The organism is uncultured Tateyamaria sp., assembly GCF_947496075.1.
GTDB lineage: Bacteria > Pseudomonadota > Alphaproteobacteria > Rhodobacterales > Rhodobacteraceae > Tateyamaria.
The window spans coordinates 171,664-195,314 of sequence record NZ_CANMBJ010000001.1; the positions used below are offsets into that span (position 1 = coordinate 171,664).

At 58.7% G+C, this 23,651-nt stretch carries 20 protein-coding genes; 11 read left to right on the forward strand and 9 right to left on the reverse strand.

The features are described from left to right. The first annotated feature begins 5 nt into the window (after positions 1-5). The 4 genes from Q1A51_RS00880 to Q1A51_RS00895 all read left to right on the forward strand — a co-directional run bounded on the left by Q1A51_RS00880 (position 6) and on the right by Q1A51_RS00895 (position 5,853). The gene (locus tag Q1A51_RS00880) at positions 6-803 is read left to right on the forward strand and encodes an AraC family transcriptional regulator (RefSeq protein ID WP_299605809.1); all 798 of its coding nucleotides are present in this window, start codon (positions 6-8) and stop codon (positions 801-803) included. 352 nt (positions 804-1,155) lie between these two features. After that, entirely contained in the window at positions 1,156-2,202 is a 1,047-nt protein-coding gene (locus Q1A51_RS00885) for an ABC transporter permease (RefSeq protein ID WP_299605811.1), read from the forward strand. A gap of 12 nt (positions 2,203-2,214) precedes the next feature. Further along, on the forward strand, positions 2,215-3,666 hold the full coding sequence (locus Q1A51_RS00890; RefSeq protein WP_299605813.1) for an ABC transporter permease: 1,452 nt from the start codon (positions 2,215-2,217) through the stop codon (positions 3,664-3,666). A 99-nt stretch (positions 3,667-3,765) separates the two neighbouring features. Continuing rightward, a complete protein-coding gene (locus Q1A51_RS00895; RefSeq protein WP_299605816.1) occupies positions 3,766-5,853 on the forward strand; it encodes an ABC transporter ATP-binding protein in 2,088 nt (695 codons plus the stop codon). Here Q1A51_RS00895 and Q1A51_RS00900 read toward each other — a convergent pair whose 3' ends face one another. Beyond that, a complete protein-coding gene (locus tag Q1A51_RS00900; RefSeq protein WP_299605819.1) occupies positions 5,854-6,339 on the reverse strand; it encodes a hypothetical protein in 486 nt (161 codons plus the stop codon). It abuts the gene before it with no gap. 113 nt (positions 6,340-6,452) lie between these two features. Beyond that, positions 6,453-7,040: a lytic transglycosylase domain-containing protein gene (locus Q1A51_RS00905; protein WP_299605821.1), complete on the reverse strand. Its 588-nt coding sequence runs from the start codon at positions 7,038-7,040 to the stop codon at positions 6,453-6,455. 173 nt (positions 7,041-7,213) lie between these two features. On the opposite strand from Q1A51_RS00905, the gene ssb reads away from it, so the two are divergent. Further along, positions 7,214-7,726: a single-stranded DNA-binding protein gene (gene ssb, locus Q1A51_RS00910; RefSeq protein WP_299605824.1), complete on the forward strand. Its 513-nt coding sequence runs from the start codon at positions 7,214-7,216 to the stop codon at positions 7,724-7,726. 66 nt (positions 7,727-7,792) lie between these two features. Here ssb and Q1A51_RS00915 read toward each other — a convergent pair whose 3' ends face one another. The 3 genes from Q1A51_RS00915 to Q1A51_RS00925 are packed head-to-tail and all read right to left on the reverse strand — an operon-like array spanning position 7,793 to position 10,106. Next, positions 7,793-8,389, reverse strand: coding sequence for a pyridoxamine 5'-phosphate oxidase family protein (locus Q1A51_RS00915; protein WP_299605827.1), 597 nt, complete (start codon positions 8,387-8,389; stop codon positions 7,793-7,795). A 24-nt stretch (positions 8,390-8,413) separates the two neighbouring features. Continuing rightward, on the reverse strand, positions 8,414-9,526 hold the full coding sequence (gene aroB, locus Q1A51_RS00920) for a 3-dehydroquinate synthase (protein WP_299605829.1): 1,113 nt from the start codon (positions 9,524-9,526) through the stop codon (positions 8,414-8,416). Then, complete coding sequence (locus Q1A51_RS00925; RefSeq protein WP_299605831.1) at positions 9,519-10,106, reverse strand: shikimate kinase; 588 nt, start codon at positions 10,104-10,106, stop codon at positions 9,519-9,521. The genes aroB and Q1A51_RS00925 overlap by 8 nt, the downstream gene beginning before the upstream one ends. Before the next feature lie 93 nt (positions 10,107-10,199). Here Q1A51_RS00925 and Q1A51_RS00930 point away from each other — a divergent pair, with 93 nt between their 5' ends. From Q1A51_RS00930 to Q1A51_RS00940, 3 genes are read left to right on the forward strand one after another with little or no spacing between them, the layout of a single operon-like run. Further along, on the forward strand, positions 10,200-10,349 hold the full coding sequence (locus tag Q1A51_RS00930) for a hypothetical protein (protein WP_189368471.1): 150 nt from the start codon (positions 10,200-10,202) through the stop codon (positions 10,347-10,349). Continuing rightward, positions 10,339-11,877, forward strand: coding sequence for a hypothetical protein (locus Q1A51_RS00935; protein WP_299605834.1), 1,539 nt, complete (start codon positions 10,339-10,341; stop codon positions 11,875-11,877). Before Q1A51_RS00930 ends, Q1A51_RS00935 begins: the two co-directional genes overlap by 11 nt. Continuing rightward, positions 11,874-12,836, forward strand: coding sequence for a site-specific tyrosine recombinase XerD (locus tag Q1A51_RS00940; protein WP_299207019.1), 963 nt, complete (start codon positions 11,874-11,876; stop codon positions 12,834-12,836). Before Q1A51_RS00935 ends, Q1A51_RS00940 begins: the two co-directional genes overlap by 4 nt. On the opposite strand, the gene Q1A51_RS00945 is transcribed toward Q1A51_RS00940, so the two are convergent. Continuing rightward, complete coding sequence (locus Q1A51_RS00945) at positions 12,776-13,615, reverse strand: metallophosphoesterase family protein (RefSeq protein WP_299605837.1); 840 nt, start codon at positions 13,613-13,615, stop codon at positions 12,776-12,778. The genes Q1A51_RS00940 and Q1A51_RS00945 overlap by 61 nt on opposite strands. A gap of 37 nt (positions 13,616-13,652) precedes the next feature. On the opposite strand from Q1A51_RS00945, the gene Q1A51_RS00950 reads away from it, so the two are divergent. Beyond that, positions 13,653-14,963: an HlyC/CorC family transporter gene (locus Q1A51_RS00950; RefSeq protein ID WP_299207023.1), complete on the forward strand. Its 1,311-nt coding sequence runs from the start codon at positions 13,653-13,655 to the stop codon at positions 14,961-14,963. A gap of 6 nt (positions 14,964-14,969) precedes the next feature. Here the strand turns inward: Q1A51_RS00950 and Q1A51_RS00955 are convergent, their stop codons facing one another. Further along, entirely contained in the window at positions 14,970-15,563 is a 594-nt protein-coding gene (locus Q1A51_RS00955; protein WP_299605841.1) for a LytTR family DNA-binding domain-containing protein, read from the reverse strand. A gap of 370 nt (positions 15,564-15,933) precedes the next feature. Further along, positions 15,934-18,345, reverse strand: coding sequence for an FAD-dependent oxidoreductase (locus Q1A51_RS00960; RefSeq protein ID WP_299605984.1), 2,412 nt, complete (start codon positions 18,343-18,345; stop codon positions 15,934-15,936). Between the two features lie 281 nt (positions 18,346-18,626). On the opposite strand from Q1A51_RS00960, the gene Q1A51_RS00965 reads away from it, so the two are divergent. Next, entirely contained in the window at positions 18,627-21,035 is a 2,409-nt protein-coding gene (locus Q1A51_RS00965; RefSeq protein WP_299605843.1) for an FAD-dependent oxidoreductase, read from the forward strand. A 129-nt stretch (positions 21,036-21,164) separates the two neighbouring features. Continuing rightward, complete coding sequence (locus Q1A51_RS00970) at positions 21,165-21,764, forward strand: nucleotidyltransferase family protein (RefSeq protein WP_299605845.1); 600 nt, start codon at positions 21,165-21,167, stop codon at positions 21,762-21,764. On the opposite strand, the gene Q1A51_RS00975 is transcribed toward Q1A51_RS00970, so the two are convergent. Further along, positions 21,757-23,628 (reverse strand): Hint domain-containing protein, encoded by a 1,872-nt coding sequence (locus Q1A51_RS00975; protein ID WP_299605848.1) that lies wholly within the window; start codon positions 23,626-23,628, stop codon positions 21,757-21,759. The genes Q1A51_RS00970 and Q1A51_RS00975 overlap by 8 nt on opposite strands. Positions 23,629-23,651: the final 23 nt, after the last annotated feature.

The window sequence follows — 23,651 nt, forward strand, 5'->3', positions numbered from 1 at the left end:
CACACATGTCCCTGCCTCCGATCGAGATAAAGCCGCTGGTCCAGCTGATCGCTGGTCAGGATTGGCGCGTGTCGCTTGCGCATGACCGACCGCAACATGTCATCATCTGGATCACCCGCGGACAAGGGCGGCTCTTGCTCAACGGCACCCGACGCGGTGTGGGAACACACAACGCGCTTACCATACCTCCACACACGCTGTTTGCGCTTGAGTTAGGTCGGCAGGGCAGCGGGATGGTGGCGTTGATCCCGGACGGGACGGAGATTCGGTGGCCGACCCGCGCACGGCAGTTGCGTGTGAGAGACGTGGACAGCATTGGCGAAATGACAGCCATATTCGAGGCAGCCCATCGTGAGGTCACACAGGCACGCCCACTGGCCCAAGATGCAATCGACGCGCACATGGCACTTATGTCAGTTTGGTTGCGGCGACAGATCGCCCTGCCCGATCACCTGCCCATCACGATGAACGCGGCCGCGCGGTTGAGTGCGCGGTTTTGCGAACGTGTCAGCAAAAACTACGCCGACGGATTGACGATGGCCGACCATGCTGCCGCACTGGGTGTCACCGCAACCCACCTGACACGCGCGTGCAAAGCCGCCACCGGACGGACTGCGGCAGATTTGCTGACCGAGCGTACGCTTTATGCGGCGCGCATTGCCCTTACAGAAACCTCCGTGCCCGCACAGGATATTGCAAGACACCTCGGCTTTGGATCCGCCGCATATTTTACGCGCTTCATGCAACAGCACACCGGACAAACACCAACCGCTTTGCGAAAGGCAGCGCGGCAAACTCATTGACGCTTTACGTTGCGTAAGGCGGTAGATGTCGCAAATGGAACAGGCAAATGTCGCAAACGTGTAATGATTTTTGAAACCGCACCGTTGACCTGTGTGCGCTTCTGTTGCCTCATGGGTCAGGGAACAAAATGATCGCACGCGCATCGCAACACCTCAGCCACTTTGAGGAACATGCGCCAAGCCCAGATCAATGGGGCACGCGAACACGGGGGAAGTAGGTGTAAACAAATCCGTCACATCACGAGGGCAGCCCGCTAGGGCAGCACCCGAGGCGTACAACCAAAACAAATTGCGCCCGGCAAGCAACAAAGGCGGCACGCACCCGCCTCAAGCCACCCAACAGGGGCACTAAATGGGACTCTTCATACTCAGACGGCTGGGCGTGATGCTACTGACGGCACTTTGCCTGACGTTCATCGTGTTCTTTCTGACCAATCTCTATCCAAACCTTGAGAAACTGGCCAAGACCCAAGGCAACTTCCGCATGACGGACGAAGCTGTTGCAAGCTGGTTGGATGATCGGGGCTATATCGACAATACATTCGTCAAATACGGGCGTTGGCTGGGTGTAGCGCCCGGTTGGGTGACCGAGAAAGAGGATGGCACTATCACCGGGCAGTGCTTCAAAGAAAATGCGCCTGTCGAAGAGCGGCCCACGTTTTGCGGTGTTTTGCAGGGCGATTGGGGCTTTTCACTGGTGTTCAAGGATGAGGTCAGCAGTCTGGTCGCAATACGGCTTGGCGCCACCGGCAAACTGATGGGATTTGTTCTTTTGGTCATGGTGCCGATGTCGCTGATCGTCGGTGTGCTCGCCGGTATGCGCGAGGGTTCGGGTCTGGATCGGTCGCTTTCTACCTTCTCGATCGCGACGACGGCCACGCCTGAATATGTCTCGGGCGTTATCTTTATCGCCATATTTGCGTCATCCGCATTCGGGCTCAAGTGGTTCAAGGGATCCGCAACGCAAGCCATTGAGAATGCAACTTTTGAGAACTTCACGCTGCCGGTCCTGACCATCGCTCTTTATGGCATGGGATACATCGCACGGATGACACGCGCGAGCATGACCGAGGTGATGACCGCGCAATACATCCGGACCGCGCGACTCAAAGGGGTCAGCTTTGGCAATATTGTCCTGAAACACGCGCTCAGGAATGCGCTCATCGCGCCCTTCACCGTCATCATGTTGCAGATCCCATGGCTGTTGAATGGCGTGGTGATTGTCGAGACGCTCTTTAACTACAAGGGCTTTGGTTGGTTGCTGGTGCAGGCGGCGGGCAACAACGACATCGAACTGCTTCTGGCCGTGTCGGTTGTGTCGGTTGTGGTGGTGCTGATCACCCAGCTGATTTCCGACATCGGCTACGTGTTCCTCAACCCGCGCATCCGCATTTCTTAAGGGAGGCTAACCATGGAAGCTTTGACATGGACCGGCCCTCTTGGGCAATTTTTGGACCCGGTGCTGTATGTGCTGTCTGCAATCTTCTTGGTGGCGATCGTCATACAGATCGTACTGGGCCTTGCCAGCGGTGGATCCCGCGTAGTGACAAACCCCGATGGCACACTCAGTTCTGCCGGAGGCGCCTATGACTTTTCGTCGACGGCAACGCGATGGCTGGGCCTTGGGCTGTTCCTGATTGTATTGGCATATGTCGTCATCGGCATTTTTACCGGCCCGCAGGTCGCCGGGATCATTGGTGGGATGAGCCAGCAACTCATGCCGGTCTGGATCGCGCTGATCCTGACCTTCATTGTGTCGATCAGGTTCAAACGCAAGCTGGGTCTTTACGGCAAACTCTTTGACTCCACCGTTGGCATGATCGGCTTTGCGCTTGTGATGTTCTGGGTCTACGCCGGTGTGATGGCTGGGCTGTTCGATTGGATTACGACACATGACAGCCTGAGCCAGGTGTCAGGTATGAAAAACAAGGTGCCCGGGACGCCGATGCGTAGCACTGAGGACGGTGAATATGCCTGGTATCTTCTGGGCGGTGACAACCTGGCCCGCGATGTGTTCAGCCGCCTGTTCAAAGGGGCTTGGGTCGTGGTGCAGATCGCCCCGCTCGCCACGGTCTTTGCCTTCATGGTTGGCATCACTTTGGGTCTGCCAGCCGGGTTCTATGGCGGTCGCCTCGACACGCTGCTGTCGTTCCTTGCGAACCTCATCCTCGCCTTCCCGGTCATCCTGCTGTTCTACCTGCTGGTGACCCCGGAAATCGTAGCGACGGGCATTCCGAACTACATGGCGACGGTCCTGTTTGTCTTCCCGCTGATCTTTGTGGGTGTGCTTCTGAACTCGCGCTACTACACGCAACCCAGTTTCCGCACACCGCTGCTGATTGTCGTTCTTGGGATCATGGGGTGGATATACCTGTCGCTGATCTCCGACGGCGGCACGAAAGTGGCTGTGCTGCCGGAGTTTTTGGACTTGTTCGACATCGACCCCGGCATTCTTGTCGTGTTCGTCTCGGTCGTTTTTGTGAACGCACCCACCGTTTTCCGGATCGTCCGTGGCCTCGCCATGGACATCAAGACGCGGGACTACGTGGCGGCGGCGCAAACCCGTGGTGAGGGTCCCTGGTACATCATGCTGTGGGAGATTTTGCCCAACGCGCGCGGGCCCCTGATCGTCGATTTCTGTCTGCGGATTGGATACACCACGATCCTTCTGGGCACTTTGGGCTTCTTTGGGTTGGGCTTGCAAAGCGAGAGCCCGGATTGGGGCACAACGATCAACGCCGGTCGGCGCTTGTTGTCCGCCTACCCGCACCCGGCGATCGCACCTGCCCTGTCCCTGCTGACCATGGTTCTGGGATTGAACCTGTTGGCGGATGGGCTGCGTGAAGAAAGCTTGAAGGACTGAGTTGAAACGGGCGGACCGGGGGCCAGTCCCCGGTCCCCAGAAGTTTATTTGGCAAGATGAAGGGCAAGACATCTTCACAGCCAAACGGGAGAGATGAGAATGGCAAAACTGGACTATGACGGCCCGATCCTCGAGATCGACAAGCTGAGCATCTCCTTCTTCACGCGGTTGCGGGAAATTCCGGCGGTCATGGACTTTTCGGTGACTGTGAAGCCGGGAGAGGCCGTGGGTCTCGTTGGTGAATCCGGGTGCGGCAAGTCCACTGTCGCCCTCGGGGTCATGCAGGACCTTGGCAAGAACGGGCGCATCGTCGGCGGGTCGATCAAGTTCAAGGGCCGCGACCTGCAAGAGATGAGCGCGGAGGATTTGCGCGACATCCGCGGGTCCGAGATTGCCATGATCTATCAGGAACCGATGGCATCGCTGAACCCGGCCATGAAGATCGGCAAGCAGTTGATGGAAGTGCCCATGATCCATCAGGGCATGTCGGAAAAAGATGCCCGCGCGCGTGCGCTGCAGGTGGTCACAGACGTCAAGCTGCCCGACCCCAAGCGTATATTGAACAGTTTTCCGCACCAGCTGTCTGGCGGGCAGCAGCAGCGTATCGTGATCGCCATGGCACTGATGTCCGAGCCATCGCTTCTGATCCTTGATGAACCAACCACTGCTTTAGACGTGACCGTAGAAGCTGCGGTTGTCGAACTGGTCAAGGACCTGGGCAAGAAATACGGCACCTCGATGCTGTTCATCTCGCACAACCTCGGCCTTGTGCTCGAAACATGCGACCGGATCTGCGTGATGTATTCAGGCGAAGCCGTTGAACGCGGGTCGATCAAGCAGGTGTTTGACGAGATGCAGCACCCCTACACCCAAGCGCTTTTCCGTTCGATCCCCCTGCCCGGCGCAGACAAGAACGCGCGCCCGCTTGTTGCCATCCCCGGCAACTTCCCCCTGCCGCACGAACGTCCACCGGGTTGTAACTTCGGCCCGCGCTGCGACTACTTTGAAGACGGTCGGTGCAACCAGGACACGACCATCCCAATGGCAGCCGCGAATGAGGATGCAAGCCACGAAACCCGCTGTCTTCGCTTTCAGGAGATTGATTGGAATGCGCCGATCACCCTGGGTGAGCAGAAGGAAAAGGGCGAAGTTGGCGATGTTGTTCTTAAGATGGACAATCTCAAGAAGTATTACGAGGTCGCTGCATCAGCCTTGTTTGGGGGTGGTGACAAGAAAGTGGTCAAGGCCAACGAAACGCTCAGCTTCGAAGCACGCGAGTCCGAAACACTCGCCATCGTGGGCGAATCCGGTTGCGGTAAATCGACCTTCGCCAAGGTGTTGATGGGCCTTGAGACAGCGACCGAAGGGACCATCACACTCGGCAACAAAAACATTCAGGACGTGCCAATCGAGGACCGAGACACGCAAACGGTCGCGGACGTGCAAATGGTGTTTCAGAACCCGTTTGACACATTGAATCCATCAATGACCGTTGGCCGTCAGATCATCCGGGCACTTGAGATTTTCAAGGTCGGCAATAACGAAGCCGACCGCAAACAGCGGATGCTGGAGCTGTTGGATCTTGTGAAACTGCCACGCGCCTTTGCGGATCGTATGCCGCGTCAGTTGTCCGGGGGACAGAAACAACGCGTCGGCATCGCCCGCGCCTTTGCCGGAGACGCCAAGATTGTCGTCGCGGACGAACCTGTTTCAGCGCTCGACGTATCGGTTCAGGCCGCTGTGACCGATCTTTTGATGGAGATCCAGCGCGAGCAGAAGACGACATTGCTGTTCATCTCGCACGACCTGTCGATCGTCCGCTATCTCAGCGACCGAGTTATGGTGATGTATCTGGGACATGTGGTCGAACTTGGCTCGACCGAACAGGTCTTTGCCCCGCCCTACCATCCATACACCGAGGCATTGTTGTCAGCCGTGCCAATTGCCGACACGTCGGTGGAGAAGCAGCACATCGTGCTGGAGGGCGACATCCCATCCGCTATGAACCCGCCACCGGGCTGCCCGTTCCAGACGCGATGCCGGTGGAAGTCGGACGTGCCCGGCGGACTCTGCGAGAAGGAGGTGCCGCCGGTGCGTTTCCTTGCTGAAGGGCATCAGGTCAAATGTCACCTGGCGGAAGATATACTGGAACGGATGGAACCTGTCATAAAGGTTGCCGCTGAGTGATCAGAGATATTCCGACGCGGCAGTGTAGTTAGACATGAACTGCCAAAAGGCGGGGATAGCGACCGTTTCGGCCCAGTAACGCAGTTCAGTGAAATTGGCGGCCAGAACCCCAATCATGTAAGCCGTCCAGAACTGCCACGCGCGCTGCGCCGTTCGTGAGAAGATTAGTGTCACCAGAAAGGCGACCGGGGCAATCACAACTGCTGCGATGTAACCGGCAATTTTGAAGTCGGCGAGGATAAGGCCGTAAAGCGTCAGATAGTCGAGCGTGATAATGAACAGGAAACCAATGTTGGATGCAAAAAGAAGGCCCGCGATGCCGCCTGCAAGCGCCCCAGCAACCAACATATCAAAGTGAAACCTCCGGTCCTTGTACGCCTCGTGCACAAGCTTTGCCCTGGGTATCACGACGTCACTGGCGTTTCGCGCTTGGCCGTTGTTTATGCGGTTCAGGCGTTCTTCGAATGTCGATTGACCAGGTTTCATGCTTGCCCCTTTCGCTACCACACATTTCCCGGCGTACGTGCATGGGATGGCGCATTTAAGGCAAAATCGGCGCAATCGAGGGGCGCGCATAAAATACGCCCCGAACGGACGGATTAGCTACCCCAGATGATTTTCACATAGTTCCTGGTTTCACGGAATGGCGGAACGCCGTTGTACTTCTTCACAGCCCCCGGCCCGGCGTTGTAGGCCGCCAGGGCAAGACGCCAGCTGCCAAAAGTGCGGTACTGCGCCTTGAGATAGCGTGCACCGCCTTCAAGGTTTTCGGCTGGATCGTTTCTGTCCACGCCCAAACTGCGCGCGGTTGCAGGCATCAATTGCGCAAGGCCGTACGCACCTTTGTGCGATTTGGCTTTCGCATTCCAGCCGCTCTCCTGTTGTACAAGGCGCAAGAACAGGTCTTCGGGCACCCCGTGACGGCGGGCAGCATCCTTGGCCATATTCAGATACGGGCCGCGGTATTTTCCGCGAAACTTCTTCGTCTCGGTGTCCCACTTGGTTGGGGTCACCACCTTGGGCGGCTGCAAACGCACGGAATTGGAGTACTGCGTCGAAGCGCGGCTATCCAACACCTTGGTTTGAGATTTGAACAAAGAACCACGGCTTTTGGTCGAAAGCGTCTGCGCCGCTCCAGCCTCAACCATGAAGGCAGCGATAATCGCCCCAGCCCAGAGTGCTCGCATCTTTCACTATCCCCAGATCTTACACTGCCACCATTTCTTGACGCGCAATATACGGCTTTTTTGCCATCGCGCCAGTCTTACGCGGTTTTACCCTGCATTAACCACGTGTAGTCTAGCCAGAACGCAAGGCCGTGGCTCGGAATCAGCCCGGCATGGGACAAAAGGGGAAGAACATGGCAGGGTCCGTGAATAAGGTCATTCTGATCGGCAATTTGGGACGCGATCCCGAGGTGCGGACATTCCAGAACGGCGGCAAGGTGTGCAACCTGCGCATCGCAACGTCCGAGACATGGAAAGACCGCAACACCGGCGAACGCAAGGAGCGTACAGAATGGCATTCCGTTGCTATTTTCTCCGAACCGCTGGCACGGGTGGCCGAGCAATATTTACGCAAGGGCTCGAAAGTGTATCTGGAAGGTCAGCTTGAGACACGCAAATGGCAGGACCAGTCGGGTCAGGACCGGTATTCAACCGAAGTGGTGCTGCGCCCCTATACGTCGACCCTGACCATGCTGGACGGCCGTGGCGAAGGTGGTGGCGGCGGTAACGTTGGCGGCGGCGGGGGCGGCGGCCAGATGGGCTATGATGATCGTGACGGCGGCTATGGTGGCGGTGGCAGTGGCAGTGGCAGCAGCCAACCCAGCCCGGCCCCAAGCCGCGATCTGGACGACGAAATTCCGTTCTAAGCAGCTCAGTCAAAAACAAAGGGCCCGTGTTGAAGACGCGGGCCCTTTGCTATTCAAACGCTGTATTCAGTACAACGTGTCTCGATACATTTTTTCGACCGCATCCTGACCCGTTCTTTCGTCCGGAAGCGAGGTGTGATCCCTAAGCATCTCAAGCAAGGTCGCAACTGGGCGGTTCGACGGCCAGCTGTCGGGCTTCCAAAGACCACCGCGCATCGGGGCCTTGCCGCAATGGGTATAGATTTCGTCTGCCGTGATGCGCAGCACTGTCTTGGGGCTACGACCGTTCACCTGGAACTGTTCACATAGCGCAGGATCATCGCTGATCTCCGCCGTCCCATTCACGCGCAAGGTTTCATCCACGGTCGGGATCAAAAACAGCAGCGCCACTTTTGGATGCGCCAGAATGTTCAACAAGCTGTCGATACGGTTGTTGCCGGGACGGTCAGGCAACAGCAGCGTGGTGTCCGTTTCAACCGTGACGAACCCAGCCGGATCCCCTTTGGGTGAAATATCGAGGTTTTGCCCATCAGACGTGGCGAGCACGAGAAAAGTGGCATGTTCAATGAACTGTCGGCAATGCGTATCGAAGGACGTTATGACCTTTGCTGCAGCCCGTTCATGAACCTCACCATAAAGTGCCCGCAATCGTTCCGGTGTCATCTTACAATCTCCCTCTTCAAATAGTCACTTGTCCCGCAGTGCATCCTTCAAAACAGACATCACAGTATCCTCAGGGACATCCGATGTGACAAAGGCCTGACCTATGCCGCGGGCCAGGATGAAATTCAGCGTACCCGCCACAACCTTCTTGTCCTGCCCCATCAGGTTCAACAGACCAGCCGCATCCGGCAAATCGCCCGGAATGTCGGCAATGTCTGCCTTCATCCCCATCGCCTTGATATGCGCGCGCACCCGGCTGGGATCTTCCTGCGAACACAGCCCCAATCGCGCCGACAACTCGAAGGCCAGACCGCAACCGACGGCAACGCCCTCGCCATGCAGCAAGCGGTCCGAGTATCCAGTAGCAGCCTCTAGCGCGTGGCAGAACGTATGGCCGAGGTTCAAAAGCGCCCTGTCCCCCTGCTCCGTCTCGTCACGGGTCACGATTTCAGCCTTCATTTCGACAGATCGTTTCACGGCCGCCACACGCAGTTCCATGTCACCTGCCGCCATCGCAGGCGCATTCTCTTCGAGCCATCCAAAGAACGCGGCATCGCCTAACAGGCCGTATTTCATCACCTCGCCGTATCCCGCAAGGAAATCGCGCGCGGACAGGGACGCCAATACGTCTGTGTCAGCCAGAACTAGGCTGGGCTGGTGAAAGGCGCCTGCAAGGTTCTTGCCCTGTGCCGTGTTGATCCCGGTTTTGCCCCCGACCGAACTATCGACCTGAGCCAGCAAAGACGTTGGGACCTGCACAAACCGCACACCACGGCGCAGGATGGCACAGGCAAAGCCCACCAAGTCGCCAATGACGCCTCCGCCGAGGGCTACAACAACGTCGCGACGCTCGATCTTCTGGTCCAGCAACCACTCGGTGACCTGAGCGAGATGTGCCCAGCCCTTTGTGGCCTCACCGGGCGGCAACTCCATTGCAACCGCCTCAATCCCCGCATCGGCCAGGCCCGCGCGCAAAGCGTCACGATGCAGCGCCGCGACCCGCGTTTCAGTCACGATGGCAACACGTTGGCGCGGCAAGAGCGGCGCAATCAACGTGCCAGCCTCGGCCAACAACCCGGGCCCGATCAGCACATCGTACGCCCGGTCGCCCAGAGGCACGTGGACAGTCTCACGCATCCGTCTTCTCCAACACATCGGGCCGTTCCGCCAGCAACGTGGCAATCACACGGTCCACCATTTCCTCGATACTCAGGTTCGGCAGAGACACAACGGCCACATCCGCCAGCGCATAAAGCGGCACGCGTGCATCATAAATCTCGCCCAAGGTGGCGCGCGGATTGGGTGTGCGCAGCAAAGGCCGTGTATCTTTGTGGCGGACCCTTTGCCACAGCAGATCAAGGCTTGCATTCAGCCAGACAGACACGCCGCGGGCCGTGATGTTGGTCCGGTTTTCTTCCGCCAAAAAAGCCCCACCACCGGTCGATAAAATACCCCGTTCTTCGTCCAAAAGACGGGAAATCACCTGTGTTTCCTTGCTTCGAAAGAAAGGCTCGCCATCTCGCTCAAAAATCTCGGGTACGGTCATGTTGGCGGCGCTTTCAATCTCTGCGTCGCTGTCCAGAAACGGCACCCCCAGCCTCTGAGCCAGCGCACGACCCACGGCCGTCTTTCCCGCCCCCATCATGCCAACCATGACAACGGTCTTGTTCAGTCGGAAGCCTGCCCCCAAGTTGTTATTATGCTGATTTTCGCTCATATGGCCGTCAATGACGTGATTTTGCGAAAAAGGCCATATATGCTTTGAGCAAAACAAAGAACCACCAACAAGAATTCTGGGGCAGGCAAAAACATGATCCGTCTATTCAAGCTGTTGATCTTTCTAGCGATCATCGGATTTATTGGGCTGGTCGGGTATGCCTATGTGGGTGAGTATTTCGGCGCCAACTTCTCGCCACCACAGGATGAAACGCGCGTGCCCGTCACACTGGATGCAGAATAGCTTTGGCCCTCTTCTTGCCGCGCTGATCAGCGCTGGCACCGGTCTGAATGGACAGGAACAGGCCACAGCCCCGCTGAGCGTGATAGACTGGCTTGATACGCAAGAGGCGGTTCAGGCGGCTCAACCCGTTCAACCTGAACCGGATGTCACGTCCAGCGGCATCGTACCGCAAGTCACCGTGCAACCGTTGGGCGATGATGCGGCACAGCGCGTCGGGCTCGCGCCCTCGAACGTGACCGGCTTTCCCGACACGCTTTGGTCTGCCAGCAACGGATCCGACTTGGCCGAAGCGGTCAAAGATCTGCCCGATACGTCATTACCTGCGCTGCAATCCCTCATCATGACCTTATTGCTGGCTGAAGCGAACCCGCCAGGTGGCGATGCGTCGGCCTTCGATCTGGCAAGGGTTGATGCACTTATGCGGTTCGGGGCGTTGGACCCCGCGCTTGCGCTGCTTGAACAGACTGCCGTGAACCGCAGTTCCGCACACCTGAAACGCTACCTCGATTTATCGCTGATCGCGGGAACCGAGGGGGGTGCTTGCGCTCTAACCACGCAAAACCCAAGTCTTTCACCCGCCAAGGTCTACGATGTCTTTTGTTCGGCGCGAGCCGGGGATTGGGATGACGCCGTACTGGTTTTAGGCACGTCTCGCGCCCTCGGCCTCATTGAACCAGCGATGGCAGACGCGCTGGAGCGATTCCTAGATACCGAGCTGTTCGAAGGTGAGCCGCCCCTGCCCGTCCCGTCTACACCGGATCCGCTGGCTTTCCGCCTGTTCCAAGCCATTGGCACGCCAATCCCGACACGCGGATGGCCCGTTGCCTACGCCAACGCTGACTTGTCGCCCAACTCCGGCTGGAAGGCACAGTTGGAAGCAGCAGAGCGTCTGGCACAACGCGGTGCGCTTGGTGACAACCGTCTTCTGGGGCTCTACACACAGCGCCGACCTGCAGCATCAGGCGGTGTGTGGGACCGGGTCGCCGCCGTTCAACGGTTCGAAACCGCGCTTTCGACAGGCAGCCCGGCCGCGGTCTCCAAGACGCTTCCCCGCGCATGGCGTGCAATGCGTGATGCTGGCTTGCAAACCGTCTTTGCCGGACTGTTCTCCGAAAAACTGTCCGAATTGGTCCTAAGCGGCGCAACAGCCGATCTGGCATTCGAGGTGCTATTGCTGTCCCCAAACTATGAAATGGCCGCCGCACAGTTCCCCGCCCGCGCCATGCGCCGCCCGGTGTTAAGCGCCGTGGCAGCGGGTGACATACCGCCCGGTCTCAACGCAGATGGGATTGAAGGGGCGGTCGTTGCCGCATTCTCTGATGCACCACCCGACCCTAAAATCGTGGAATTGGCGCAGTCGGACGCTCTCGGGAACGCACTGCTGCAAAGTATTGCACTGGCCCATGCCGGCAGTTCAGGCGACGTGGCGCAACTGACCACCGGTCTTGCGACCTTGCGCGCGCTTGGCCTCGAAGACGTGGCGCGACGCACTGCGCTGCAGGTTCTTTTGCTGAGAGGAACAGGATGAGCGACCGCTGGATCTCGACCTTTCTGGATGCGCAAGCGGCTGAACTGGGCGCTGCGCGCAACACGCTGTTGGCCTACGGTCGCGACCTCAAGGATGTTGGCGCTTGGCTGGCAAAGCAGAATGCCGAATTTGAAACCGCAACAACCGCGCAGATCGAAGCCTACCTGATCCATTGCGACGCGCAGGGCCTTGCCAAGTCCACCCGCGCCCGACGTCTGTCCGCCATCAAACAGCTTTATCGCTTCGCTTTTGAAGAAGGATGGCGCAGCGAAAATCCCGCAATCCAGATCGCAAGCCCCGGCCAGGACAAACGTCTGCCCAAAACGCTGGACGAAGATGAGGTGGAGCGTCTTTTGACATCGGCCCGCAGTTTTGGGCGTGGCGAACATGACCAGCTGCGGGACACCTGCCTGATGGAGCTGCTCTATGCCACGGGCATGCGGGTCAGCGAGCTGGTCAGTCTGCCCGTATCATCGGCACGCGGCGATCCCCAGATGCTCCTGATCTTGGGCAAAGGCGGCAAGGAACGGATGGTTCCCCTGTCGCCCTCGGCCCGTCTTTCGTTGTTCGAATGGATCAAGCTGCGCGACGCCAAACAACAAAAACTGGAAGACAAGGGCGCCGCGCCATCTCGCTTCCTCTTTCCCTCCCGCGGGGCATCCGGATATTTGACCCGCCACTGGTTCTACGCCCGGATCAAATCACTGGCTGTGCATGCCGGTGTTGATCCCAACAAGGTGACCCCGCATACCCTGCGCCACGCCTTTGCAACACATCTCTTGGCAGGCGGCGCTGATCTGCGGGCGATTCAGACAATGCTGGGCCACGCCGATGTCGCAACGACCGAGATTTATACGCACGTGGTCGATGAACGCCTGACGCAACTTGTGCTGGATCATCACCCACTGGCCAAAGACAGCCGTAAATCAGGGGGCAACACATCCTCCGAAGGCCAGTGACCCGAGCGCAGAGCCTCGTGATACCCATGCGTCAAACCGGCGGCTTCCATGTCTCTGACAGCACCGCCCACATCATATTTCAGACGATGCAGGCTGAGCTGCCCAGATGTCAGCGTTGCATAGGCCGTGTCACAGCTGCCGTCATGCGGAGGCATGCCAACGACGCCCGCATTGATCCATTCACCAGTGCCAACCGGGCGCCGAAACGGAATGCCCGAATGACCAGAGATCACATGATCCAGCGGACCAATGCTGGCCTCCAAAGCCCGGTACTCGACCTCGAACGCATCTGAGGGTGAGGTTGACCACAAAAAGCGGGCCACGTCCGTCACCCCGCCGTGAATGACCCCATAGCGCGCGCCGCAATGTGAAAAGGTTATGATGTCGGGCAAGGCCCGCATCCAGTTGCGATCCTCAGCCCCGATCTGACCGTCGGCAAACCGATACCATCCCACAGACAGCAGGTCGCATGAGCTTCCCTCTTCAAACCCGCATCCGCAATCAGCGGCCCCCTCCGCCAACTGTATCTCGCAATTGCCTGCAACCACCGCGCATCTCGCAGCGCGGATCGCGGCAACGGTTTCGGCAGGCCGCCCGCAATAGGCAACCACGTCGCCTGTGCAAATGGCATATGCGCCTCGCGCCCGGGCCTCCGCCAGAACCGCCTCAGTCGCCTGAAGGTTCGAGTACGGCCCCCCAAAGACCAACACCTGATCATCAATCACGCCCAGATCCTGCACGCGCATCCTGTCGCATCCCTTGATTGCGTCGTCTGTCACCCCCATAACCGATCCAAGATCAAAGGATAAATCACGAATGGACGACCCCTCATCGACGCTCGACGCGGCGTTCTGGATTACAAGCGCTGTGATCCTCGGCTTGCTGGTCATGTCCGGCTTCTTCTCAGGCTCGGAAACAGCACTGACCGCCGCGTCGCGGGGCAAATTGCGGGCCAAGGCCGACAAAGGATCGCGCGGTGCCGAACGGGCACTTCAGATCACCGAGGACAACGAACGGCTGATCGGCTCGGTCCTGCTGGGCAACAACCTCGTCAACATCCTTGCCACGTCGCTGGCCACGGCGATCTTCACGCGGGCCTTCGGGGAATCCGGCGTGGCACTGGCCACGTTGGTCATGACATTGCTGGTGTTGATCTTTGCAGAGGTGCTGCCAAAGACCTATGCCATCACGAACTCCGAAACCGCCGCATCGCTTGTCTCGCGCCCGATCTCTCTGGTGGTGACCGTCTTTTCCCCGATTGTTTCGGCGGTTCGCCTGCTGGTACGCGGTGTCTTGCGGGTGTTTGGCGTCACGATTGATCCCGACAGCCACATCATGGCGGTGCGCGAGGAGATTGCGGGCGCCCTGCAACTGGGGCATTCCGAAGGCGTCGTCGAAAAGGAAGATCGTGACCGCATCCTCGGCGCACTGGATCTGGGTGACCGTGTGGTCGAAGAAATCATGCTGCATCGCTCTGGTATTGAAATGATTGATGCAGAGGACGATCCGCAGGCCATCCTGGAACAGTGTCTGAAATCAAACCACACGCGCCTTCCGGTCTATCGCGGAGAGCAGGAAAACATCACCGGTGTGATCCACGCCAAGGACCTTTTGCGCGCCATGTATCAAGTGATTGGCGGACCCGAAGGGGACGCAGCGGCGCTTAAATCATTCGACATCAGTCAGGTGGCAATGCCGCCCTACTTCGTGCCCGAGACGACCACTCTCGATGACCAGATGCGGCAATTCCTACGCATGCGCACCCACTTTGCACTTGTGGTGGATGAATATGGCTCGCTCCAAGGTCTGATCACGCTTGAGGACATCCTCGAAGAAATCGTTGGTGAGATCACGGATGAGTTCGACCCGGACGGTGAGCATGCCGTACAACGTGGCGAAGACGGGCATTTCCACATCGACGGCGCCATGACGATCCGCGATCTCAACCGTGCAACGGATTGGAACCTGCCAGATGACGAAGCAAACACCGTTGCGGGGTTGGTGATTCACGAGGCCCAGACAATCCCCACAATCGGTCAGGTCTTCAGCTTCCATGGTTTCCGGTTCGAAGTGACAGCGCGCGAAGGAAACCGGATCACGGCGTTGAGAATTCAGACACTCGACTAGCGTGTCTTACAAAAGCTCTTTTGTATCGCTGTGCGTGTTGACCCACGCGCGCACATCATCGAGACGACCGCGGGCAACAGGGATTTCCTGACCATCGGTCAGGGTCAATTTCGAACCGGACAAGGATCGCGCAGTCTGGCGAGCAACCCAATGTGACCGGTGCGTTTGGATTCCATCTTCCGGGCTGACCTGGTCGAGGAATGTCGCCATACGTTCGCGGATAATCTCCACGTTGCCGGACATGTAGATTTCCAGATGGTGCTCAGCCGCCTTGACGCGCGAAATTTGTGTCAGCCCCACTTTGCGGCCTGCCAAAGTGATATCTCGACCCGCACTCTTGATTGCCTTGCGTGCACGCTGCGCTGGTAACAGCCAAAGCAAGGCCACAGTTTCGAAGACATGAGCAACGAACACGTTCCTCAAATTCATCTGCCACGTCATGGAACCAAATGCAGGCTTGCCAGGTTCAAACAAGATCGTCAGCCCGCCGGCCGTAAGGTAAGTGGAAGCCAGCACCAATGGAGATGAGAGGATAATCAAGGGAATCGGGCCGCCAAAGGTCGACCGCCAGATTCGGCAGGTGGCCAGCGCATAGAACATGGACAAGAACAGGTACAAAAAAAGCGCTACAAACCAGAAGGCCAACCGTAGTCCGAAGCTTTCAAACTGCGGCAAAGTCACAGGATGGCCGGTCGCCATGATGAAGAAGCCGACGAGCACCAGAAGCCACATCTGCCAAGACGTATACAGCTCGTGCATTTCGCGTATCGTGAAGTGTGCCTGGTCGCCATTCGAGACAAAAACCTGCACTTCGTGGTTGAAAACCTTCCCCAACATGAGCGCTGCCTACCATGTGACGCTAATTAGAGTAAATGCGTTGCAAAGGTCTATTGGGTGTAGACGGCAGGCAATTCGGTGTCAGTTACAGGTTTGTATCGATTGGTGTTTCCTTTCGTCTACACCGTGCACATCATGATCTCAGGCGAGTACCATCCGGGTCGAACGGAGGTTTTTCCAGTATCTTTGCCCTATGGCTCCTCCCAAGAACCATAACGTCAACCAGATCCCCCGGCTTTGCCCCACTAACGAACCCCAGCGCAAGGCTCATTCCGACGCTGTAACCATACGCACCCGACGTGACCCTGCCAATTCCAACACCGTCTTGAAAAATGGGCTCTCCGCCCGTGGCGTCAGCACCGGATGCACGCACGTTCGCCTCATCCAGATGCAATAGCACCAGCGATTCGCGTGAAGGTTCAGCGATGGTTTTCTCGACGGCCGCCTTGTTCAGGAAATCCTTGTCCATTTTCACCAAACTGTCCAAGCCAACTTCTTGCGGCCAGTATTCCGGACTGTATTCCCGGCCCCAGGATCCATACCCTTTCTCAATCCGAAGGCTCGTCAAAGCGCGACTGCCAACGGGGCCAACACCCATATCCGCGCCCGCATCGATCAATGCAGTGTACAGCCGTATTTGATCTTCGGCGCGGCAATGCAATTCCCAGCCCAGATCTCCTGTGAAAGAAACACGCAGAGCCAGGGTTTTGACCCCCGCAACCTCAATCCACTGCGACCGCATGAACGGAAACGCATCAGTGCCCAAGGACGTGTTGGTCAAGCGCTGCAACAGCGCGCGGCTGTCTGGACCGGCAACATTGAACCCACACATTGCGTCTGTACAGCTTTCAAAGGTGGTTCCAAGGGGCAGAGGTATCTCTTTGAAAAAGCGCTGGTGATAGCGCTCGGCCATGCCAGAACCGATGATCCAAAACTCTTCCTCTGCCAGTCGGGTCACAGTGAAGTCCCCGGCAATTCCACCGCGTTTTCCGATCAGCGGCGTCAGACAGGAACGTCCAACAGCTTTCGGCATCCGGTTGGCAAAGACCGCGTTCAGCCAGTCCTCTGCGTCCGGGCCCTTGCACACATATTTGGCGAAATTCGAGATATCGATGATCCCGACCCGGTCGCGCAGCATGCGGGCTTCGGCCCCGACCACATCCCACCAGGGCTGACGCGTAAATCCGGCGGTATCCTCCACATCACCGAAGTACAACGGATGCTCCCATCCGTAATTCAGGCCCATCTTGGCCTTCATGTCGCGCTGCATCTCGTAAACGGGACGGGTACGCACGGGCCGACCGGCCTCACGCTCTTCCCCTGGAAAATGGATCTTGAACCGATGCGCATATTGATCACCGACACGCGCCTTCGTGAATGCTTTGCCCGCCCACTGGCCAAACCGGGCCATATCCCAAGCAAAAATGTCGTAATTGGTTTCCCCCTCGACAATCCACTCTGCCGCCAACAGCCCCATCCCCCCGGATTGCGAGAAGCCCGGAATGATACCGTTGCAACAAAAGTAACCGGTCAGTTCCGGCACCGGGCCAAACAAAACATTCGAATCCGGTGACCAGATCATCGGGCCATTGATCACCCGTTTGATCCCGGCGGTCCCGATGACCGGCACCCGCTCAATGGCGCGCATCATGTTATCTTCGATACGCTCAAGATCATCCGCAAACAATTCATGGCCAAAACCCTGCGGCGTACCGTCCTCCGCCCAGAACCGCACGTCCTTTTCGTAGGCGCCCACAAGCAGGCCCTGCCCCTCTTGGCGCAGGTAATATTCGCCATCCCGATCCGCGACAGAGGGCAAACGGCGGTCCATCGCCGCCACCTCTGCGATGGTGTCCGTCACGAAATACTGATGCTCTGTCGGTTGCAAAGGCAGGTCAACCCCAGCCAGTGCAGCCACCTCACGTCCCCACAGTCCGGCAGCATTCACAACCCACGGCGTTGCAATATCGCCCTTCTCTGTCCGGACAATCCAAGTGCCATCCGCTTGCTGCTCTGTCCCGGTGACCGGGCAAAACCGGATGATCTCCGCCCCGTTCTGGCGCGCACCGGTCGCATAGGCATTGGTGACCCCAGATGGATCGACATTCCCTCCATCCGGCTCCCACATGATGCAACGCACACCGTTGAAGTCCACCAGCGGATGCAACCGCTCCGCCTCGTCTCGACTGACCTCGTGGAAGTTCATCCCGTACAGCTTGGCCTTGCCCGCTTGCAGCCGCAGCTGATGCTCACGCGCCTCGGTCTGGGCCAGGTACAACGATCCTGGCTGAAAAACCCCGCAGCCTTGCCCGGTTTCCTGCTCCAACTCCTTGTAAAGTCCCATGGTGTAATGCTGAATGCGGCTGATGTTGGTACTGTCGTGCAGGCCGTGGATATTGGCAGCCGCGTGCCACGTGGACCCGCTGGTCAGCTCATCCCGTTCCAACAGGACAACGTCGGTCCATCCCAGTTTCGTCAAATGATACAGGATCGAACAGCCAATGACGCCGCCGCCAATCACGACGGCCTGTGCATGGGTACGCATGGGGGGTGCCTTTGCAACTGTTTCGCTGACGTTCACCCTGCGTCCGAGTGCGGCCCGTTGATTGCCCCGGCGCGACATGCCGCGTCGCTCGCGGAATAACGCGGGCGGATTGCCCATTCTCCGGCTCCCGGAACAATCGGGATGTTGCTGTTGGCACATCAGGCGCGTGCCAGCGCATCAAAACACCCGCAGGATGCCTTGAGCGACATGACCCGTCGCATTCGCGCTTTCCTCAAGCGCATCCATTGGGCTCTATCGGCGCATCAATCAAGGGAAAGCCCATGCAGACCACAACTCGTGTCGCCGTCATCGGCGGTGGCGTCGTCGGCGCCTCTGTCCTTTATCACCTGACGAAACTTGGCTGGTCCGACGTCATGCTGCTGGAACGGTCCGAACTGACCTCTGGCAGCACGTGGCATGCGGCAGGCGGGTTTCATACGCTGAACGGCGACACCAACATGGCCGCGCTGCAAGGCTACACCATCCGTCTCTATAAAGAGCTGGAAGAGATCACGGGGATGTCCTGCGGGCTGCACCACGTGGGCGGGATCACATTGGCCGACAATCAGGACCGGTTCGACATGCTGCTCGCTGAACGGGCCAAGCACCGGTTCATGGGGCTGGAAACTGAAATCGTCGGTCCGGAAGAGATCGCCAAAATCGCCCCGATCACCAACACAGACGGCATCATCGGTGCACTCTACGACCCCCTCGACGGGCACCTCGATCCTTCTGGCACCACGCACGCCTATGCAAAGGCCGCGCGCATGGGCGGCGCCACCATCCACACCCACACCATGGTGCAGGAAACCAACCAGCGCCCAGATGGCACATGGGATGTGGTCACAGACAAGGGCACCATCCATGCCGAACACGTGGTCAACGCCGGCGGCCTTTGGGCACGCGAGGTGGGCGCGATGGCAAGCGTCTACCTGCCCCTGCACCCAATGGAACACCAGTACATCGTCACGGACGACATCGCCGACATCTACGAACGGGGTGAAGAGCACCCGCACGTCATGGACCCCGCAGGCGAAAGCTATCTCCGGCAAGAGGGTCGCGGCCTCTGCATCGGCTTCTATGAACAACCCTGCCGACCCTGGGCCGTTGATGGCACACCATGGAGCTTCGGCCACGAACTCCTCCCTGACGATTTCGACAAGATCGAAGACAGCATCGCCTTTGCCTACAAACGCTTCCCTGTCCTCGAAACCGCTGGAATCAAATCGGTCATTCACGGCCCCTTCACCTTCGCCCCCGACGGCAACCCGCTGGTCGGCCCTGTGCCGGGCATGCGCAACTACTGGTCCGCATGCGGCGTCATGGCCGGGTTCAGCCAAGGCGGCGGCGTGGGCCTGATGCTGGCGCAATGGATGATCGAGGGGGAGTGCGAACGCGACGTGACCGCCATGGACGTGGCCCGTTTCGGCGACTGGATCAGTCCCGGTTACACACGCCCCAAGGTCATCGAAAACTATCAAAAGCGGTTCAGTGTTGCCTACCCGAACGAAGAACTGCCCGCCGCCCGGCCCAACCGCACAACGCCCATGTACGACATCTTCACCGATATGGGCGCCGTCTGGGGCCAGCAATACGGGCTGGAAGTACCCAACTACTTTGCGCGGGGCGATGAGCCCGCCCATGAGACCCCAAGTTTCCGCCGCTCCGATGCATTCGCTGCCACCGCACGCGAGGTGGCGGCAGTCCGAAACGGCGTCGGCATCAACGAAGTCCACAATTTCGGCAAGTATCTCATCACGGGTCCAAGGGCGCGCGCATGGCTCGACCGCATCATGGCAGGCCGCGTGCCACAGCCGGGCCGTGTGTCACTGACCCCCATGCTCAGCCCCAAGGGCAAGCTGATCGGTGACTTCACGATGTCCTGCCTGACCGAGACAGAGTTCCAGCTCACCGCAAGCTATGGCGCGCAAGCGGTGCATATGCGGCACTTTCGAATACATGAAGAAGACGGCGCAAACATTGAAAATATAAGTGATAAAAGGAACGGCTTCCAATTGGCTGGGCCAAGTGCGCGCGATGTGCTGCAGGCCTGCACGCGCTCGGATATCGCGGATATGAAATTCCTCGACATCCGGCCCCTCACCGTCGGCATGACCGACTGCATCGCGCAGCGGGTCAGCTACACCGGCGATCTGGGCTACGAAATCTACTGCGATCCCATGGCCCAACGCCAATTGTGGTGGACATTGTGGGAAGCCGGACAGGCCCACGACATGGCGCCGTTTGGCATGCGAGCCATGATGTCCCTGCGCCTCGACAAGTTCTTCGGCTCCTGGCTGTCGGAATACTCACCCGATTACACAGCCGCCGAAACCGGATTGGACCGCTTCATCTCGTGGACAAAGAACGCGGATTTTGTCGGCCGCGCCGCAGCAGAAGCCGAACGCGCAAAGGGCCCCGCGCGCAAGCTCTGTGCCTTTATCGTTGATGCGGATGATGCCGACGCCCATGGATATGAACCCATATGGCTGGACGGGTCCGTTGTCGGTTTCTGCACCTCCGGCGGCTTCTCGCATCACATGAACGCATCCATCGCGCTGGGGTTCCTGCCCCCACAGCATGTGAAAGAAGGCCAAGATGTCGAGATCGAAATCCTCGGCAAAATGCGCAGGGCGACAATGACCAAAACACCACTCTTTGACGCTGACGGCGCCCGCATGCGCGGCTGATCCCCTGCTTCCCTGTTTCAGGAAAATCCTGGGGGGAGGCGCAGCCGGGGGGCTAGCCCCCCTCATAATGTCGTCGCGCGCAGGCGCGGCCGTGTTGCGACAGATGTTTGACAGCCCTAGGGTTCAAAAATGATGCCGATCCTCATCCTCGCCGCCGGTGCCGCCTCGCGCATGCGTGGCACTGACAAGCTGATGCAAGACGTGGACGGCCAACCGCTGCTGGCACGGCAAATCCAAATCGCGCAAGCCGTCAGCACTGATGTACGCGTGGCGCTGCCGCCACCTCCGCACCTCAGATATGACCTTGTCGCACAAACAACAGCACATCCCGTCACTGTTAAGGACGCCGCCCAAGGGATGGGCGCAAGCCTGCGCACGATCTTTGCCACGCTGGGCCCGCAGCACACACACGCCATGTTGCTCCTGGGCGACCTACCCGACATCACCGAGAATGATCTCCGAAAGGTCCAGCAAGCGATACGCACCTGTCCCGACGCGCTGATCTGGCGCGGCGCAACAGAAGATGGGCGCGGCGGGCATCCGATCATCTTTGAACGCACGCTTTTTCCAGCGTTCGCAAAGCTGCTCGGAGACGATGGCGGGCGCGATATTGTCAAACAGGCGGGCAACAAGGTTCACTTGGTTCCCCTGCCCGGCACGCGCGCGCGTCTGGATTTGGATACGCCCGAGGACTGGGCCGCTTGGCGCGCGACCCGTCACATCACCTGAGACGATCCACGAGGGTGCGTGCCTCGTGCTGCTTCAGTGACAATCGCGCCGAACTATACGTGTCCAGTCCCGCCAGTGTGTCAAGTTCTGGGAACAGGGTCAGAATCTCTTGCCGTTGCTCTGCACCGATGCCGCGCAAGGAGTGATCACCCGGTTGGAAGCTTTCTGACCACGCGCCCTCCGCCAGCACAACCTCATGCTGATCGAACATCAGGTGCAGATAACTGACAGCACCGGTCTCGACCTGATCCACACCGTCCAGGCCGGTCAGGTGCTTGGCGGCAATCAGAACTTCGCGCTCCTGGAACATCATCTCCGCCAGATCGGATTTGACCAGCATGCGGTGCTGCGGCGATACAAGCATATCGCGCTCGGGAAGTTCCTTGCCAAGCGCACCAGCACGGATCAGGACCGGTTGGAACGCCGCGTTCATGCGCATTTCGTCTGGCGTCAGATCACGGCGTCCGACCCAGCGCAGGGTCTGTGCGCCATTGTCACGGGTAATGACCTTGTCGCCCGTTTTCAATCTCTCAACGGCGATCTCGCCTTTCGGTGTCGCGATACGCGTACCCGGAGTGAAGCAAATGATGATCTGCTCGATCTCGGAATAGGTGACGCGACGCGCCACGTTCCCATTGTCGTCAAGCAATTCGACCGTGCCGGATTCCGACCCCGGACCATCGGGCAGAACGTTCGCCCGCACGCCAGACAGATCAAGAACGTCGATATCCATTCCATCGGCATCTTCACCGCCGACAATGTTGTGATTGCCCAATCCGTCGAAATTGAACCGGTCAGATCCTGTTCCACCCTGCGCCTGATCGTTGTCCGGACCAAGGGTGATCAGATCCTCGCCGTCGCCGCCCAGAAGCGTGTCGTCACCTGTGCCGCCCACAAGGGTATCGTCGCCGGCACCGCCGATCAGTTCGTCCTGACCCTGGCCGCCATCAAGAAAATCGTTGCCCTCGCCGCCGTCGATATCGTCATCGCCTTGACCGCCGGACAGGCTGTCGTCGCCGCCCTGACCAAAGATCACGTCCTGACCGCTGCCACCATCAATGGTGTCATCCCCGGCTTCGATCGGCGTCACAACCGGATCGTCGATCAGATCGCCCGAAAACGAGAAACCGGAATTGGTGTTGCGTGCTTCAAGTGTGAATTCGATGAATTCGCGATTTTCAAACGACGCGGAAAACCACGCCTCCTGATCGTCGGGATTGTTGTTGCCACGGCCCTCGGCCGTCACCTGGCCATTGCTTTCAATCACGTTGAGAACAGAATCGCTCGACGTGGCAAAGGCGCTGAAGCTGCTTGCGTTGATCGTGACAGCTTCCTGGTCTCCGGGGCTGTTGCGATCAAGGTCATTGATCGTCGCCGTCGAATTCAACGCAACCGGCGTGCCGGTGGTCGCATTGGGCGTGTCCGGGATGAAGAATTCCATGCGGAAATCGGCGGTGTCCCCACTGCCGCGCCCGTTCATCAGGATTTCGAACCCGTTGCCGCCGTTGAGATCCACGGTCAAACGGTTGTCGGATTTGGACACAAGGACCAGCCGCGCCGAAACCTGGGTGCCGTCCTCAAGCTGGGCGACGTTCTTGTAGACGGCGGATGCACCGGCGTTCACATTGCCGGTGTTCGGCGTCACCAAGTTGTTGATGTCAAGCACCAATGGGGTCGCGTCATTGCCGGGCGCCGTGCCTTCGCCCACATCACCGAACAGGGTGTCATTGCCACCGCCGCCCAGAATGCTGTCGTCGCCGCCTTCCCCTGAAACCAGATCCGCACCTCCAAGGGATTGGATCGTGTCATCCTCATTCGTTCCCTGCAGGGTGTCGTTGTTCGACGTTCCGTTGATGTCGGCCATAGCAGCTGCCCTTCATATCCGCA